Annotated in this window: 13 protein-coding genes; 6 read left to right on the top strand and 7 right to left on the bottom strand. The window is 58.8% G+C overall.

Going from position 1 to position 15,376, the window contains the following annotated elements; translation table 11 throughout:
* On the bottom strand, window positions 1-566 hold a 566-nt coding region (locus JFU47_RS32910), incomplete at its 3' end, for a FadR/GntR family transcriptional regulator (RefSeq protein ID WP_201188518.1).
* 183 nt (window positions 567-749) lie between these two features.
* Window positions 750-2,486, bottom strand: a complete 1,737-nt coding sequence (locus JFU47_RS32905; protein ID WP_201188517.1) for an IlvD/Edd family dehydratase — start codon at window positions 2,484-2,486, stop codon at window positions 750-752.
* Between the two features lie 193 nt (window positions 2,487-2,679).
* On the opposite strand from JFU47_RS32905, the gene JFU47_RS32900 reads away from it, so the two are divergent.
* The 5 genes from JFU47_RS32900 (at window position 2,680) to JFU47_RS32880 (ending at window position 9,465) form a co-directional block, all read left to right on the top strand.
* On the top strand, window positions 2,680-4,002 hold the full coding sequence (locus JFU47_RS32900; RefSeq protein ID WP_140679029.1) for an MFS transporter: 1,323 nt from the start codon (window positions 2,680-2,682) through the stop codon (window positions 4,000-4,002).
* Between the two features lie 154 nt (window positions 4,003-4,156).
* The gene (gene araD1 / locus JFU47_RS32895) at window positions 4,157-5,149 is read left to right on the top strand and encodes an AraD1 family protein (protein ID WP_201188516.1); all 993 of its coding nucleotides are present in this window, start codon (window positions 4,157-4,159) and stop codon (window positions 5,147-5,149) included.
* A gap of 10 nt (window positions 5,150-5,159) precedes the next feature.
* Window positions 5,160-6,740, top strand: coding sequence for an aldehyde dehydrogenase (NADP(+)) (locus JFU47_RS32890; RefSeq protein ID WP_201188515.1), 1,581 nt, complete (start codon window positions 5,160-5,162; stop codon window positions 6,738-6,740).
* Between the two features lie 151 nt (window positions 6,741-6,891).
* A complete protein-coding gene (locus JFU47_RS32885) occupies window positions 6,892-7,665 on the top strand; it encodes an ABC transporter ATP-binding protein (RefSeq protein WP_201188514.1) in 774 nt (257 codons plus the stop codon).
* A 123-nt stretch (window positions 7,666-7,788) separates the two neighbouring features.
* Window positions 7,789-9,465 carry an NAD-dependent malic enzyme gene (locus JFU47_RS32880; RefSeq protein WP_201188513.1) on the top strand — a complete coding sequence of 559 codons (1,677 nt, stop codon included), beginning with the start codon at window positions 7,789-7,791 and terminating at the stop codon, window positions 9,463-9,465.
* A 164-nt stretch (window positions 9,466-9,629) separates the two neighbouring features.
* On the opposite strand, the gene JFU47_RS32875 is transcribed toward JFU47_RS32880, so the two are convergent.
* From JFU47_RS32875 to JFU47_RS32855, 5 genes are all read right to left on the bottom strand, one after another.
* Window positions 9,630-10,046, bottom strand: coding sequence for a hypothetical protein (locus JFU47_RS32875; protein WP_446739656.1), 417 nt, complete (start codon window positions 10,044-10,046; stop codon window positions 9,630-9,632).
* A gap of 17 nt (window positions 10,047-10,063) precedes the next feature.
* Window positions 10,064-10,846: an SDR family NAD(P)-dependent oxidoreductase gene (locus JFU47_RS32870; RefSeq protein WP_201188544.1), complete on the bottom strand. Its 783-nt coding sequence runs from the start codon at window positions 10,844-10,846 to the stop codon at window positions 10,064-10,066.
* 213 nt (window positions 10,847-11,059) lie between these two features.
* Entirely contained in the window at window positions 11,060-11,824 is a 765-nt protein-coding gene (locus JFU47_RS32865; protein WP_201188512.1) for a 2-keto-4-pentenoate hydratase, read from the bottom strand.
* Window positions 11,825-11,878: 54 nt separating this feature from the next.
* Window positions 11,879-13,177, bottom strand: a complete 1,299-nt coding sequence (locus JFU47_RS32860) for an MFS transporter (RefSeq protein ID WP_201188511.1) — start codon at window positions 13,175-13,177, stop codon at window positions 11,879-11,881.
* A 102-nt stretch (window positions 13,178-13,279) separates the two neighbouring features.
* Entirely contained in the window at window positions 13,280-14,491 is a 1,212-nt protein-coding gene (locus tag JFU47_RS32855; RefSeq protein WP_201188510.1) for a pyridoxal-phosphate-dependent aminotransferase family protein, read from the bottom strand.
* A 150-nt stretch (window positions 14,492-14,641) separates the two neighbouring features.
* Here JFU47_RS32855 and JFU47_RS32850 point away from each other — a divergent pair, with 150 nt between their 5' ends.
* Window positions 14,642-15,367, top strand: a complete 726-nt coding sequence (locus JFU47_RS32850) for a GntR family transcriptional regulator (protein WP_201188509.1) — start codon at window positions 14,642-14,644, stop codon at window positions 15,365-15,367.
* Window positions 15,368-15,376 lie beyond the last annotated feature (9 nt).

Below are 15,376 nucleotides of genomic sequence, written 5' to 3'. Positions count from 1 at the left end.
CGCTGGTTGGAATGCTTCAACGCTTCGGTAATCGCCACCGACAGCATGTTGCAAAGATTCGCCAGCAAGTCGTTATGGGTCGCGTGGGCAATCCGGCTGTGGAAATCCAGGTCCGGTTGCAACAGCGCTTCGGGGGTCGGTGCGGCCTCCATGCGTTGGTAGGCTTCACTGATGGAGGCGATGTCATCGTCGGTGGCGAACTGCGCAGCCAGCGCAGCAGCAGCCGGTTCGATGATGCTGCGCACACTGGTCAGCAGGCTGAAAAACTCATTCTGCGGGCTGCTTTGCATCAACCAGTGCAGCACGTCCGGGTCGAGCATGTGCCATTCCCGGCGCGGTTTGACCACGGTGCCAACCCGCGGTCGGGAATACACCAGGCCCTTGGCGACCAACACCCGAGTGGCTTCGCGCAGCACCGGCCGGCTGACCGCGTACTCTTCGCACAGCAGGGCTTCGGCGGGCAGTTTGTCGTCCGGTTTGAAACGCCCGGAAACGATCTGCATGCCCAGTTCCTGGACGATGCGCGAGTGCATGCTTTTGCGGTCGGAGAGTTTGCGGTAATCCATGGGGAGCGGCGCGATCCTGTGTGATGGGGTGGCGCGCATGATAACAGGCGTGGCACGATCTTGAGGCAGGTGCAAATAAAGTGGGAGCGAGCCTGCTCGCGAAGGCGGGGTGTCAGACAACGAAGATGTCGAATGATAAACCGCCTTCGCGAGCAAGCTCGCTCCCACAGGGGATTGATGTGATTAGTGGGAGTGGCGAGGCACTTCAGAGCCGCGGCAACCGACCAGAAAGTCGAAATCGCAACCCTGATCTGCCTGCAACACATGGTCGATGTAAAGCTGACGATAACCGCCCACGATAAGGTTTTGCGGCGGTTGCAGATCCGCCATGCGCGCCGCCAGTTCCGCGTCCGGAATGTCCAGATGCAGACGCCCGCTTGCGCAGTCGAGCTCGATCCAGTCACCTTCCTTCACCGTCGCCAAAGGCCCACCGGCTGCGGCTTCCGGAGCGACGTGCAACACCACCGTGCCATATGCCGTACCGCTCATGCGCGCATCGGAAATACGCACCATGTCGGTCACGCCCTGGGCCAGCAGTTTGGCTGGCAAGCCCATGTTGCCGACTTCGGCCATGCCCGGATAACCCTTTGGGCCGCAGTTCTTCATCACCAGAATCGAGTTGGCATCCACATCCAGTTCCGGATCGTTGATCCGCGCCTTGTACATGTCAAAGTTCTCGAACACCACGGCGCGGCCGCGATGCTGCATCAACTCGGCGGTGGCCGCGGATGGTTTGAGCACTGCACCCAGTGGCGCCAGGTTGCCGCGCAACACACAGATGCCGCCGTCGGCGCGGATCGGGTTGTCGAGGGTGCGGATCACTTCATCCTGGCCGTAGATCGGCGCGTCCTTGGTGTTCTCACCGAGGGTCTTGCCGTTGACGGTCAAAGCGTTCGGATGCGGAATCAGGTTGGCTTCACCGAGGCGGCGCAATACGGCCGGCAGGCCACCGGCGTAATAAAACTCTTCCATCAGAAAGCGCCCGGACGGTTGCAGGTCGACGATGGTCGGCATGCCGCGACCGATGCGGGTCCAGTCATCCAGTTCCAGATCCACGCCAATGCGGCCGGCGATGGCTTTCAAGTGGATCACCGCGTTGGTCGAACCGCCGATGGCCGCGTTCACGCGGATGGCGTTTTCGAAGGCTTCCTTGGTGAGGATCTTCGACAGCTTCAAATCTTCACGCACCATCTCCACCGCACGCATGCCGGACATGTGCGCCAGTACATAACGGCGCGCATCCACCGCTGGAATCGCCGCGTTGTGGGGCAGGGAGGTGCCGAGTGCTTCGGCCATGCAGGCCATGGTCGAGGCGGTGCCCATGGTGTTGCAGGTGCCGGCCGAGCGGGACATGCCGCCCTCGGCCGCGAGGAAATCGTCAAGGGTGATGGTGCCGGCCTTGACCTGCTCGCTGAGCTGCCAGACCACGGTGCCCGAGCCGATGTCCTGACCCTTGTGCTTGCCGTTGAGCATCGGCCCGCCGGTGACGACGATCGCCGGTACGTCACAACTGGCAGCACCCATCAACAACGCCGGTGTGGTTTTGTCGCAACCAGTCAGCAGCACAACACCGTCAATCGGGTTGCCGCGAATGGCTTCTTCGACATCCATGCTCGTCAGGTTACGGGTGAACATGGCGGTTGGACGCAGGTTGGATTCGCCGTTGGAGAACACCGGGAACTCCACCGGCCAGCCACCGGCCTCGATCACCCCGCGTTTGACGTGCTCGGCAATCTGGCGGAAATGCGCGTTGCACGGGGTCAATTCCGACCAGGTGTTGCAAATGCCGATGATCGGTTTGCCGTGGAACTGGTGGTCGGCGATACCCTGATTCTTCATCCAGCTGCGGTACATGAAGCCGTTCTTGTCGGCGGTGCCAAACCATTGGGCGGAGCGCAGGGTGGGTTTCTTATCAGACATGATCAGTTCTCTTATTGTATGACTATATTGTTCGAGCTGAGGCGTAACATAAGCTCAAAACGGGCCGTTTGGAAGTGTTGTTGCATAAATAGTATTACTATATAGTCCATCTCAACGGAGGGATTGCCCTGGCGGTTTTCCGCGAGAGGCGTCCCCCGAGGTTCTATAACAACAACAATCGGAGACCGATCTCATGAGCCAGGAACTGCGGCTTATTCGTCGCATCACGCTGAAACTGATTCCCTTCTTGATCCTGCTGTACCTGATCGCCTATGTGGATCGCTCCGCCGTAGGCTTCGCCAAATTGCACATGGGCGCCGACCTCGGCATCGGTGACGCGGCTTACGGGCTGGGTGCCGGGCTGTTTTTCATTGGCTATTTCCTGCTGGAAATCCCCAGCAACCTGATGCTCGAACGCTTTGGCGCGCGGCGCTGGTTCGCGCGAATCATGATCACCTGGGGCGCCATCACCATCGGCATGGCGTTCGTCCAGGGGCCGCACAGTTTCTATGTGATGCGCTTTCTGCTCGGCGCGGCGGAAGCCGGGTTCTTCCCGGGCGTTCTGTACTACATCACTCAATGGTTTCCTGTGCGCCATCGCGGCAAGATCCTCGGGTTATTCATCCTTTCCCAACCCATCGCCATGTTGATCACCGGCCCGGTGTCCGGCGGTCTGCTCGGCATGGACGGCGTTCTTGGTCTGCATGGCTGGCAGTGGCTGTTCATCGTCATCGGCACCCCGGCGATCCTGTTGACCTGGCCGGTGCTGCGTTGGCTGCCGGACGGTCCGAAACAGGTGAAGTGGATGGACCAGGCCGAAAAGGACTGGCTGACCGGCGAGCTGAGAAAGGATCTTGAGGAATACGGCCAGACCCGCCACGGCAATCCGTTGCACGCCCTCAAGGACAAACGTGTGTTGTTGCTGGCGCTGTTCTATCTGCCGGTGACCCTGAGCATCTACGGCCTGGGCTTGTGGCTGCCGACCCTGATCAAGCAGTTCGGTGGCACGGACCTGGTGACCGGTTTTGTGTCATCGGTGCCGTACATCTTCGGGATCATCGGGTTGCTGATCATTCCGCGCAGTTCCGACCGTTTGAATGATCGTTACGGCCACTTGGCGGTGCTTTACGTGTTGGGTGCCATCGGCCTGTTCCTCAGCGCCTGGCTGACCGTGCCGGTGCTGCAACTGGCGGCGTTGTGCCTGGTGGCCTTCGCGTTGTTTTCCTGCACCGCGGTGTTCTGGACCTTGCCGGGCCGCTTCTTTGCCGGCGCCAGTGCCGCGGCCGGGATTGCCTTGATCAACTCGGTGGGCAACCTCGGCGGCTACATCGGTCCGTTCGTGATCGGCGCGCTCAAGGAATACACCGGCAACCTGGCCTCGGGCCTGTATTTCCTTTCGGGTGTGATGGTGTTCGGGTTGGTGCTGACCGGTGTGGTCTATCGCCTGCTGGAACGCAAGCACGTACTGCCGGCCGATCAGTTCGCTGCCAGCGCCCGAGGCGCTACCCGCACCTGAGAATTCACACCTATCAACTGTGGGAGCGAGCCTGCTCGCGAAAGCGGAGTGTCAGTCAGCCTTACTGTTGGATGTGACTGCCTCTTCGCCGGCAAGCCGGTCTCGCTCCCACAGGGTGCGATGCCGACTTCAAGATTGTTTACAGGAGAAAATCATGCGTTTAGTTCAGTTCGAATTGAGTAACGGCGAGCGCCGGGTGGGCGTGGTCGAAGACGGTCTGGTGCGCGAAGTGCAGGACGCGCGCACGGTTCGCGACCTGGCGTTGGCCGCGATCGAGGCCGGCGTCAATCTTGAGCAGCAGGTGAAAACCCTGGGCCTGGGCGTCAGCCATGACTATGCAGAACTGTTGGCCACGTTGCGCATCCTGCCACCGCTGGATCACCCGGACCCGGCGCACATGCTGGTCAGCGGTACGGGGCTGACCCATTTGGGCAGTGCGTCGGCCCGGGACAAGATGCACCAGCAAGTCGGCGATGAAGCCGCGATGACCGACACCATGCGCATCTTCAAATGGGGCGTGGAGGGCGGCAAACCGACGACAGGGCAGGCCGGTGTGCAACCGGAATGGTTCTACAAGGGCGACGGCAGTATCGTCGTGCGTCCGGGCCATCCGTTCCCGCTGCCACCGTTCGCCGAAGACGCGGGGGAGGAGCCGGAGCTCAGCGGCCTCTACGTCATCGGTCATGACGGCAAACCGTATCGACTCGGTTTTGCCGTGGGCAATGAGTTCTCCGATCACGTAATGGAACGCAAGAATTACCTTTACCTGGCCCACTCCAAATTGCGCAGTTGCAGTTATGGCCCGGAACTTCGGGTTGGTGAATTGCCGGAGCATCTGGCGGGCACCAGTCGCATCCTGCGCGACGGCGAAGTGCTGTGGCAGAACGAGTTTCTCAGTGGCGAGGCCAACATGTGCCACAGCCTGGAAAACCTTGAGTACCACCATTTCAAATACAGCCAGTTCCTGCGCCCTGGCGATGTACACATTCACTTCTTCGGCACCGCGACCCTGTCCTTTGCCGACGGCATTCGCACCCAGCCGGGTGACGTGTTCGAGATCAGTCAGGCCGAGTTCGGCGCCCCGTTGATCAACGGTATTGCACCGGTTGAAGCGGCGTTCGAGCCCGGCACCGTTGGCACCCTTTAAGGAGATAGGCATGACCCGAATTCTTGGTCACAACTACATCGGCGGTCAGCGCAGTGCGGCCGGCACTATCATCTTCAAAAGCGTTGATGCCAGCACTGGCGATAACCTGCCTTACAGTTTTCACCAGGCTACTTTTGAAGAGGTCGACCGTGCAGCATTGGCGGCGGCTTGCGCCTATCCGGTCTACCGCAGCCTGAGCGCAGCCAAACGTGCCGAGTTCCTTGACGCCATCGCCGATGAGCTGGACGCCCTCGGTGATGACTTTGTCGCGCTGGTCTGCCGTGAAACCGCGCTGCCTGCCGCACGCATCCAAGGCGAACGCGGTCGCACCAGCGGCCAGATGCGCCTGTTCGCTAACGTGCTGCGTCGCGGTGATTTCTACGGTGCGCGCATCGATCAGGCGTTGCCTGAACGCAAACCGCTGCCGCGTCCGGACCTGCGTCAGTACCGCATCGGCCTCGGACCGGTCGCCGTGTTTGGCGCCAGCAACTTTCCCTTGGCGTTCTCCACCGCCGGTGGCGACACCGCTTCGGCATTGGCCGCTGGCTGCCCGGTGGTGTTCAAGGCCCACAGCGGCCACATGGCCACGGCCGAACTGGTCGCCGATGCAATCATCCGCGCCGCAGAAAAAACCGGCATGCCGGCCGGCGTGTTCAACATGATTTACGGCGGCGGAGTGGGCGGAGCGCTGGTCAAGCATCCGGCGATTCAGGCGGTCGGCTTTACTGGTTCGCTGAAGGGTGGCCGAGCGTTGTGCGACATGGCGGCGACACGTGCGCAGCCAATCCCGGTGTTCGCCGAGATGTCGAGCATCAACCCGGTGATCGTCTTGCCGCAGGCGCTGGCCGCTCGGGCAGAAAGCGTCGCCCGTGACCTGACCGCTTCGGTGGTTCAGGGGTGCGGTCAGTTCTGCACCAACCCGGGGCTAGTGATCGGCATTCGTTCGCCGCAGTTCAGCGCGTTTGTGCAACAGGTGGCGGGACTGATGGGCGATCAACCCGCGCAAACGATGCTCAATGCCGGAACCTTGAGCAGCTATGGAAAAGGCTTGCAAAAACTCCTCGCTCATCCGGGCATCGAGCATCTGGCCGGCCAGGCACAGCAGGGTAATCAGGCCCAGCCGCAACTGTTCAAAGCCGATGTCAGCCTGTTGATCAATGGCGACGAAGTGCTGCAGGACGAAGTGTTCGGCCCGACCACGGTGTTCGTCGAAGTTGCCGATCAGGCGCAACTCAGTGCCGCGTTGAACGGCCTGCACGGGCAACTGACGGCGACGATCATTGGCGAGCCGGCGGACTTCGAGCAATTTGGTGAGCTGACGCCAATGCTGGAACAGAAGGTCGGACGGATCCTGCTCAACGGCTACCCAACCGGCGTCGAAGTCTGCGATTCGATGGTCCACGGCGGTCCCTATCCGGCGACGTCCGATGCACGCGGCACGTCGGTCGGCACCCTGGCTATCGATCGGTTCCTGCGCCCGGTGTGCTTCCAGAACTACCCCGACAGCCTGTTACCGGAGCCGTTGAAGAACGCTAATCCACTGCGCATCCAACGCCTGGTGGATGGCCAGCCGTCCCGCGAAGTCCTGTAACTGATCATTCCCATGCTTTGCGGCATTGGCGTCTCGTCACAACTAAAGGGGGAACTTGCTCGCCTCGTTCCCCCTTGCTCTGCCTGCCTCCAACCAACACAAACAGGTCGTTGCCCGCAGCAAGAGACCAACCGCTCATAAAGGCAAAACGATGATCGAGTTGAACCAAGTCACCGCCTATCAACAACAGACCCAAGTGTTTGATCGGATCTCACTGAAAATCGGTTACAACGAACGCGTCGCCATCCTCGGCCCTAATGGGGCAGGCAAAAGCACACTGTTGAAACTGATGACTCGGGAGATCCACCCCGTCGACAAGCCAGGCAGCTATCTCAAGCTGTTTGGCGATGAAAGGGTCAACCTTTGGAGCCTGCGCAGCAAGATCGGCTTTGTCTCGCAGGACCTGCAGGAAGATTACACCCCTTATACCTCGGCGCTGAATGTTGTCATCTCAGGTTTTTTTGGCGCTATAGGTGCACATGATCATATAAAACCCACTGATGATCAGGTCGCACTGGCACGAGATCTCATGGCAAAACTGGGCATGTCTGTCGATGAACAACACATGTTTCAGCGCCTGTCCACGGGGCAAAAACGCCGCCTGTTACTGGCCCGCGCGCTGGTTCACGATCCGCAGGCATTGATCCTCGATGAGCCCACCAGTGGCCTCGATATGGGGGCGAGTCTGGGCTTGCTGAAACTGATGCGCAGCTTTTGTGGCGAAGGTCGGGCGATGATTATTACCACTCACCACATTAACGAAATAATTCCCGAGATTGATCGCGTGGTGTTGATCAACGAAGGGCAAGTGGTAGCCGATGGTCCCAAGAGCGAGATTCTGACCAGCGATAACCTTTCGGATCTGTATCAGACCGACCTGGAAGTGTCAGAGCAATATGGCTGGTATGGATGCTGGCACAGTTGAGGAGACCGTGGGTCATCCTCGTTTCCTGGCTACAACTGTCCCAAGTCAACAAACAGCGTGTCTTGGAATTCGATATCAAAAGTGTATATTGAATTCAAAATTCAATAAGTGCAGGAGAACGAAATGAATAATCCCATCGATCGCACGCTACAAATCCCTTTCCAAGGCCCTACTTTGTTGGGAACTCCGCTTCTTAACAAAGGTACGGCGTTTGACCTGCAAGAGCGTGACGCCTTGCATTTGCGAGGGTTGCTTCCGCAGCAGGTCGAAACGATCGATCAGCAGGCCCAGCGCGCTTACCAGCAGTTCCAGGGTTGCGCGACCGATCTGGACAAACACATCCTGTTGCGCTCGATTCAAGACTCTAACGAAACCCTGTTCTATCGGGTGGTCGATGACCATCTCGATGAAATGCTGCCAATTATCTACACGCCCACCGTCGGTAAAGCCTGTCAGGAATTCTCCCGTATCTACCGCAGCCATCGTGGATTGTTCATCAGCATTGCGGACCGCGAGCGCATCGACGAAATCCTCAACAATGTCACCAAGGACCATGTAAAGGTCATCGTTGTCAGTGATTGCGAGCGCATCCTGGGGCTTGGCGACCAGGGTGTCGGCGGCATGGGCATTCCCATCGGCAAGCTGTCACTGTATACCGCTTGCGGTGGCATCAGTCCGGCCTACACGCTACCGGTGGTTCTCGACGTGGGGACTAATAATCCGCAGCTGCTGGCGGACCCCTTGTACTTCGGCCTACGGGAAGAGCGCATCCGCGGGGCTGAATATGATCAGTTCCTGCAGGCTTTTGTGGAGGGCATACAACGTCGCTGGCCCGAAGCGATTTTGCAGTTCGAAGACTTTGCCCTGACCAATGCCATGCCATTACTGGCGCGCTATCGCGATCAGCTGTGTTGCTTCAACGACGACATTCAGGGCACCGCCGCCGTGACCGTCGGTACCTTGTTGGCGGCCTGTAAGGTCAAGGGCCAGCGCCTGTCCGAACAGACGGTCGCCTTTGTCGGTGCTGGATCGGCTGGGTGCGGCATTGCCGAGCAGATCATTGCTGCCATGCAGTTGGAAGGACTGAGCGAGCCCCAGGCACGCAGCCGGGTGTACCTGCTTAACAGCAAAGGTTTGCTGACCGATCGCCAGCCCGACCTCTACGATTTCCAGCAACGCCTGGCTCACCCTAGCGAGTCGCTGGCGCACTGGGACTTTAGCGGTGACTGGCCGTCGCTGCAGGAGGTAGTGAGCAACGCCAAACCCACTGTGTTGATCGGCGTATCCGGCAAGGCAGGTCTGTTCACCCAGCAGATCATCGAGACGATGCATGCCCATTGTCCGCAACCGATTATCATGCCGTTGTCCAACCCGACCTCGCAGATCGAAGCGCATCCCAAGGACATCCTGCAATGGACCGAGGGGCAGGCTTTGGTGGCCACCGGCAGTCCGTTTTTGCCGATCGAGCTGTTGGGCAAAACCTTCCCCATTGCCCAGTGCAATAACTCCTACATCTTCCCCGGTATCGGCTTGGGGGCGATCGCCAGCAAGGCGACGCGCATCACTGACGGTATGCTGATGGCCTCGGCCCAAGCGCTGGCCGAGAGCGCCGGGGCAGGGCAGATGCTGCCTGCGTTGCGCGATGTCCAGGCCGTGAGCAAGCGCATCGCGTTTGCCGTTGGTATGGCAGCCCAGCGCGACAGCGTTGCCCCGCCCATGTCCGAGGAGGCATTGCAGGCAGCCATCGAGCAGCATTTCTGGCAGCCGGTTTATCGACAATACGTACGACGCCCCGAGTAAACCTTGAGTCAAAAAGAATCCCGCCAATCTGGCGGGATTCAGGTTGCTGACAAAGCCCCTGGCCGAAAGGCCGGGGGCTTTTGTTGTGCGCCGAGCATGGGCACAATCTTGCGGGGGAAAGTCCCGCCGTAAGCTAACAACTCATGCCACGTAGTCGAAAGCGATCAAATTTCAGGATGCGCTTGAGGTGGGCTGACAGCATTCGAACTTTTTAAGTTCGTGGCGAGAGCGCTGATACGCGGGCGTTGGTGTAATGCGCCGAGCCTTGCCAACGCGCTCCTCAGTATGCCCATGACGCTATTGGGATGAGATGTGATGATCGACTGATTCAATTCACCATCCGCGAGCCGGCGAATCGCGTCGGCCACCTCTTCAGGTTCCGCTCCAAGAGTCGATTTCACATACTTGATGATCACTACAGACACCCCGATGCTAAACAAGATGGCCACCGCGCTGGCGAGGATCATCAACAGCGCGAAGGCGCTGGCGGCCGTTTGCACGCTGTCCAGCCTTTCCTTGATTGACGCCTCTTCGAAATCTGACAAATCTCTCGGCTGCGCCGTCCTGATTACCTGCATCAAGGGCCGTGGACTTTCGGTTATTTCTTAAAGGCCTTGTTCTCCACCAAGCAATTGCCACCGTCGATGACAAGTACCTCCCCAGTGATGTAACTGGACTCAGGTGACGCAAGAAAGGTAACAGCTGCGGCGACCTCTTCTGGACGACCGGACCGACCGATCGGGACATACCGCCCTGCTTCCAACTCATCAGGAGTGCTCGAACCTGTGGCAATCCATCCGGGTGCGACCGAATTCACTGTGATTCCGTACCCCGCAACCTCAAGGGCCAGGCTCATGTTCATACCTATCATTCCCGCTTTAGCAGCAGCGTAAGCGGCTTCTCCCGGATTGCCGGCCCGAGTACCAGTAGTGGAGCTGATATTGACGATACGGCCATAGCCCCTGCGCCGCATCCCCGGCAAAACTGCACGGGTCAACAGAAAAGCAGTTGTCAGGTTGCGTGTAATTGAAAGATTCCAGGTTTCCAAACTCATACTCGCTACATCGGCAAAAGGCTCTGGGTGGCCTTGCGCGGCCATGCCGGCATTGTTCACGAGAATATCGATCCGCCCCCAAACTGATTCAGCCCAACTCGTAAACTCCAGTACTTGAGACTCCTCACACAGGTTTGTCGAACGGCCCTCGGCTTCAAATCCCGCAGCACGTAGTTCGGCCACTCGATCATTTATCCGAGCGCTGCTACCGGTGACGATCAACTTGACGCCCAAGCTGCCCAGACGTTTCGCAATCGCGATGCCAATTCCCTGTTCACTGCCGGCTCCACTGACTAGCGCTACCTGACCATTCCAATCCGCAACCATCACGTTAGCTCCTATCGATGAATGTCGTACTTTCACATTTTCGCTTTAACCGCATACGGACGTGCCTTGGTAGGACGCTTACGATACAGGGGCGCGGCCTATGAAGGCCGTCCCCTATGCCGACTCTTGAAAGATTCATGTCTTTGAATCGCGGATGGAAAAGCCGGCCGTCTGTGCTTTCCTCAAGGAGGGCTACAGCCGACCGGGGTGCCGCTAGACCAGCGTCAGCGATAGTGCAGGCAAACCTCCAATCTGCCCGTCCACCTGCCCGGGGCCTTCGGCGAAGTACATACCGGTGTAGGACCCCGTCGTGATGACGAACTCCCGGGGCAACTTCAATCCCTGGCGGGTGTGATGGTTGACCAGCCACGGCAGCAGTCGTCGAGGATCGCCCGCCGGGTTGGCGACCGCCGCTGGCACGATGCTGTTGCCGCCCAACGTCAGTTCGAGCTCAGGATGAACGAAATCGAAACCTGCTTCGTAAGGGACGAATTCGCCAATCACCAGGGCGCCATGGTTAAGCAGGTCTGCCAATTGGGTCAGGGGTTCGATCCGCGGCCAAGCGGCAAAACGACTGGAAACGATTTCGATGGTTGCTGCCATTTCACCAATGCCGGCCATGACCTCATCTTCGCTGTACGCCTGATCACGAGGGCTGAAGGCACGGTTGAAGCGAAAGGCGATTTCCAATTCCAGGCCAACCGGCGCGTAAGCGGCACGATCGAACCGGCTGGCAGATGGAAACAGGCAGTCCCGTGGCAGCGGTGAGCCCTGGATCGGTCCGGTATGGGATTTCGAGCCAATCTTCCAGCCGCCGGGTTCGACCCCGCGCAGGCGAAAAATCTCCTTCTGAGTAAGGTAGGCGGCGGCCATATCGGCAGGGTACAAGTCGTTGTCGAGCTCGCGCAACGAGCTGCGCTGTCGTTGCGCGTCGACGAGCAGTTGCGCCAGACGCGAAGGGTTGAATGTTGTGTTCAAGGTGTTCGCTCCATTGTTCAAGACCCCGCCCGCAGGCGGGGGGGTAGCTGCAAGTTATTTACTGATGACAGGTGCGGTTTGCGCATCAGTTGTCGACGGCAGGGGCGCTTTCACATACTCAAACTTGTTCTGAGGCTTCATGCGGAAGGACAGAATCACGCCAATAGCCAGCAGGATGATGCTGACCAGGAACGGCAGCTGCCAGTTGCCGAATTTGTCGATCAAGAATCCGGCCGCCACTGGACTGACGATAGCCGCCATGGCCGACCCCGTGTTCATCATGCCGCTGGCGGTACCGCAATGATCAGGCGCGATGTCCATCGGGATAGCCCACATCGGGCCGATCGTCATCTCGGAGAAGAAGAAGCCGATGGCCAGGCACGCCAGGGAAATGTGTATATCCTTGGTGAACATCAGCGGTACCAGGGACAGCAGCGTCAGCCCGAGGCAGATCGCGACCATCAGGCTGCGTGCCTTGTTCAGATTTTTGGTTCGGGCGTAGATGCGGTCACTGACGATGCCTCCCAAGGTGTCGCCAACGACACCGCCAAAGAACACCGTGGAGGCGAAGATCGCGGTGCCCTTCAGATCAAGGCCCATGTTCATGAAGTACATCGGTACCCAGCTCAGCAGCAACCAAAGCGTCCATCCGTAGCAGAAGTAGACGATCGTCACCGGCGCCATGCGTTTGAACAGACGTCCCCAGGCCAGAGGCTCCTTACTCTTGACCTTGGGTGGCGGCAACACAGCCAGCTCTTGTTGCGAGATGCGCGGATGATCCTTTGGCAGCTCCGTGAAGACCAACGCCCAGACCGCCACCCAGACGAAGCTGATGCCCGCGCAGACGTAGAACGATTCTCGCCAACCATAGGTCGCCATGACCGCGATCATCGCCGCCGGGGCCAGGGCATTGCCAAGACGCGCGAAGGCATGGGTGATGCCTTGTGCAAATCCGCGTTTCTCCTTGGGTACCCAACGTGACATCGCCGCCGTTGCTGCAGGAAAGGTGGCACCTTCGCCAAGGCCAAGGAGCACCCGCGCGACGATGAGGGAGACGAAGCCACCCGCGAGACCGGTCAACACGGTAGCGCTGGCCCAGATCAGCCCGCACACCACCAGCGTGCGCTTGGCGCCGAACCGGTCGCTGACCCAGCCGCCGATGATCTGAAATACCAGGTAGGGATACGCAAAAGCAGAGAAGACGATGCCAATCTCCGTTTTGGTCAGATTGAATTCCTTACCGAAACCGACCGCTGCCGTACTGACATTGACGCGGTCCAGGTAGGTAATGAAATACATGGCGCACAGCATGAATAGCACCACCGTTGTGGGGCGCAGACGTAAAAACTTCATGTTCTATCTCCAGTTTCTTATTGTTCACGCTGACAAACGCGATGATTCGGGATAGTTAGTCGGATCAGGGGAGCTGCGGCAGATGCCGCAGCTCCTTTCACATCATTCGCGCCGCAGTGGCACGGATTGCCCTCCCAGGTAATCCATGGCCGCCAGTACGCCACTGGACTGCAGTTTCACCCCGGCCATTTGCAAGCCCATTTCGCAGCCGGTCAGTGTGGCCATCAGCATCAGATCATTGCAGTCACCCAAGTGGCCGATGCGGAACATGCGGCCTTTCATCTTGCCCAGGCCCGTTCCCAAGGACATGTCGAAGCGCTCGTAGATGGTCTTGCGTACGACATCGGCGTCGATGCCATCGGGTGTCATCACGCCGGTCAACACGGGGCTGTACACGCTCGGATCGGCGCACTGGATTTGCAGGCCCCAGGCATTCACGGCTGTGCGGCAGGCATGGGCGAGGCGGTTGTGGCGGGTAAACACATTGTCCAGCCCTTCGCCGAGGATCATGTCGAGGGCCTCGGACAATCCATACAACAGGTTGGTGTTGGGGGTATACGGCCAATAGCCGGTCTTGTTCATTTCAACGATTTCGTCCCAGGCCCAGAAACTGCGCGGCAGACCTGCTGTTTTGCTGGCCTCCAAGGCTTTTGGGGACAGGGCGTTGAAGCTGATGCCCGGCGGGAGCATGAGCCCTTTTTGCGAACCGGAGACGGTGACGTCTACACCCCATTCATCATGACGATAGTCGGCTGATGCGAGGCCGGAAATGGTATCCACCAACAGCAGCGCCGGATGACCGGCGGCGTCGATGGCCTTGCGAACGGAAGCGATATCCGAGGTCACACCCGTGCTGGTTTCGTTATGCACGACGCAAACTGCCTTGATGCGGTGACTGCTGTCGGCGCGCAGATGCTCTTCGATCATTTGCGCATCAACCCCACCGCGCCAGCCTTCGATTCCGGGCCGGCCGATAAATTGCGGCTTGAGGCCCAGGCTCAGTGCCATTTTTTGCCAGAGGGTGGCGAAATGGCCGGTTTCAAACATCAATACTTCGTCGCCAGCGCTCAGTGTGTTGCACAGCGCCGCTTCCCAGGCGCCGGTGCCTGAGGCGGGGTAGATAACGACAGGATGACGGGTCTTGAAGATCTTTTTGATGCCCTCCAGCACTTTAAGCCCCAGCTCTCCGAATTCCGGGCCACGGTGATCTATGGTGGGATAGCTCATGGCTCGCAGGATGCGATCCGGAACCGGGCTCGGGCCAGGGATTTGCAGAAAGTGACGGCCGGCGGGGTGGAAATCAAGCTTCAGCATAGGTGACTCCTTGTTGTTGTATTTTGAATTCAAAATACGTTAGCACGTCATCTTGCTGTGTCAATCGTAATAATTGCGCTAATATTCGGCATTAACCGGGATGTTTTTGAATAAGGCATGGCTTTCAAGCGATGCTGATGAGGATTTTGAATGCAAAACATTGAAGAGTTGGGGGCGCTCGCCAGCCCTCGATTGATGCCCAAGGTTGAACGCCAGCGTTTGCACGACATGGTCGTGGAACACCTGCGCAGCTTTATTACCGAAGGCGTACTGGCACCCGGAAAGAAACTCAACGAGCGCGAGCTCTGCGAAACTCTGGGCATTTCCCGCACCCCTTTACGCGAAGCGTTGAAGGTGCTCGCCGTCGAAGGCCTGATCGAGATCAACCCCAACCGCGGTGCGAGTGTTGCGCGCATGTCGGAACTGGAAATTCGCGAAACCTTCGAGCTGATGAGCGGGATTGAAGCCTTCGCTGGCGAGCTGGCCTGCGAACGCATCACGCTTCAGGAAATCGAGGAGATCAAAGCGCTGCACTACGCCATGGTGGTCAGCAAGAACCAGAACGACTTGCCGGGCTATTACCAGCGCAACCGCGCCATCCACGATCTGATCAACCTGGCCGCACGCAACTCGGCGTTGCGCCAGGTGTACCTGTCATTGAATCGTCGTATCCAGGCGCTGCGTTTTCTGTCCAACCAGCAGGCTCCGAAGTGGGAAAGGGCGTTGCACGATCACGAAGATATGATCGAGGCTTTACAAGCGCGAGACGGCAAACGATTGAGCAGCATCCTTCGTCACCATCTTCTGGAGAAACGCGACGCCATCATGCTGATGGTTCGCGATGACTCCGAACATCCAGACTCCATTCGCCGCTAGGGAGCCGAA

The organism is Pseudomonas sp. TH39(2020) (assembly GCF_016650715.1).
Classification (GTDB): domain Bacteria; phylum Pseudomonadota; class Gammaproteobacteria; order Pseudomonadales; family Pseudomonadaceae; genus Aquipseudomonas; species Aquipseudomonas mandelii_C.
This window is presented reverse-complemented; position numbering and strand designations above follow the sequence as displayed.

Coding starts and splice junctions, on each gene's coding strand:
- araD1 (WP_201188516.1), top strand. CDS start 4,157: ATGCGTTTAGTTCAGTTCGAATTGAGTAACGGCGAGCGCCGGGTGGGC.
- JFU47_RS32905 (WP_201188517.1), bottom strand. CDS start 2,486: ATGTCTGATAAGAAACCCACCCTGCGCTCCGCCCAATGGTTTGGCACC.
- JFU47_RS32870 (WP_201188544.1), bottom strand. CDS start 10,846: ATGGTTGCGGATTGGAATGGTCAGGTAGCGCTAGTCAGTGGAGCCGGC.
- JFU47_RS32860 (WP_201188511.1), bottom strand. CDS start 13,177: ATGAAGTTTTTACGTCTGCGCCCCACAACGGTGGTGCTATTCATGCTG.
- JFU47_RS32900 (WP_140679029.1), top strand. CDS start 2,680: ATGAGCCAGGAACTGCGGCTTATTCGTCGCATCACGCTGAAACTGATT.
- JFU47_RS32890 (WP_201188515.1), top strand. CDS start 5,160: ATGACCCGAATTCTTGGTCACAACTACATCGGCGGTCAGCGCAGTGCG.
- JFU47_RS32855 (WP_201188510.1), bottom strand. CDS start 14,491: ATGCTGAAGCTTGATTTCCACCCCGCCGGCCGTCACTTTCTGCAAATC.
- JFU47_RS32885 (WP_201188514.1), top strand. CDS start 6,892: ATGATCGAGTTGAACCAAGTCACCGCCTATCAACAACAGACCCAAGTG.
- JFU47_RS32850 (WP_201188509.1), top strand. CDS start 14,642: ATGCAAAACATTGAAGAGTTGGGGGCGCTCGCCAGCCCTCGATTGATG.
- JFU47_RS32880 (WP_201188513.1), top strand. CDS start 7,789: ATGAATAATCCCATCGATCGCACGCTACAAATCCCTTTCCAAGGCCCT.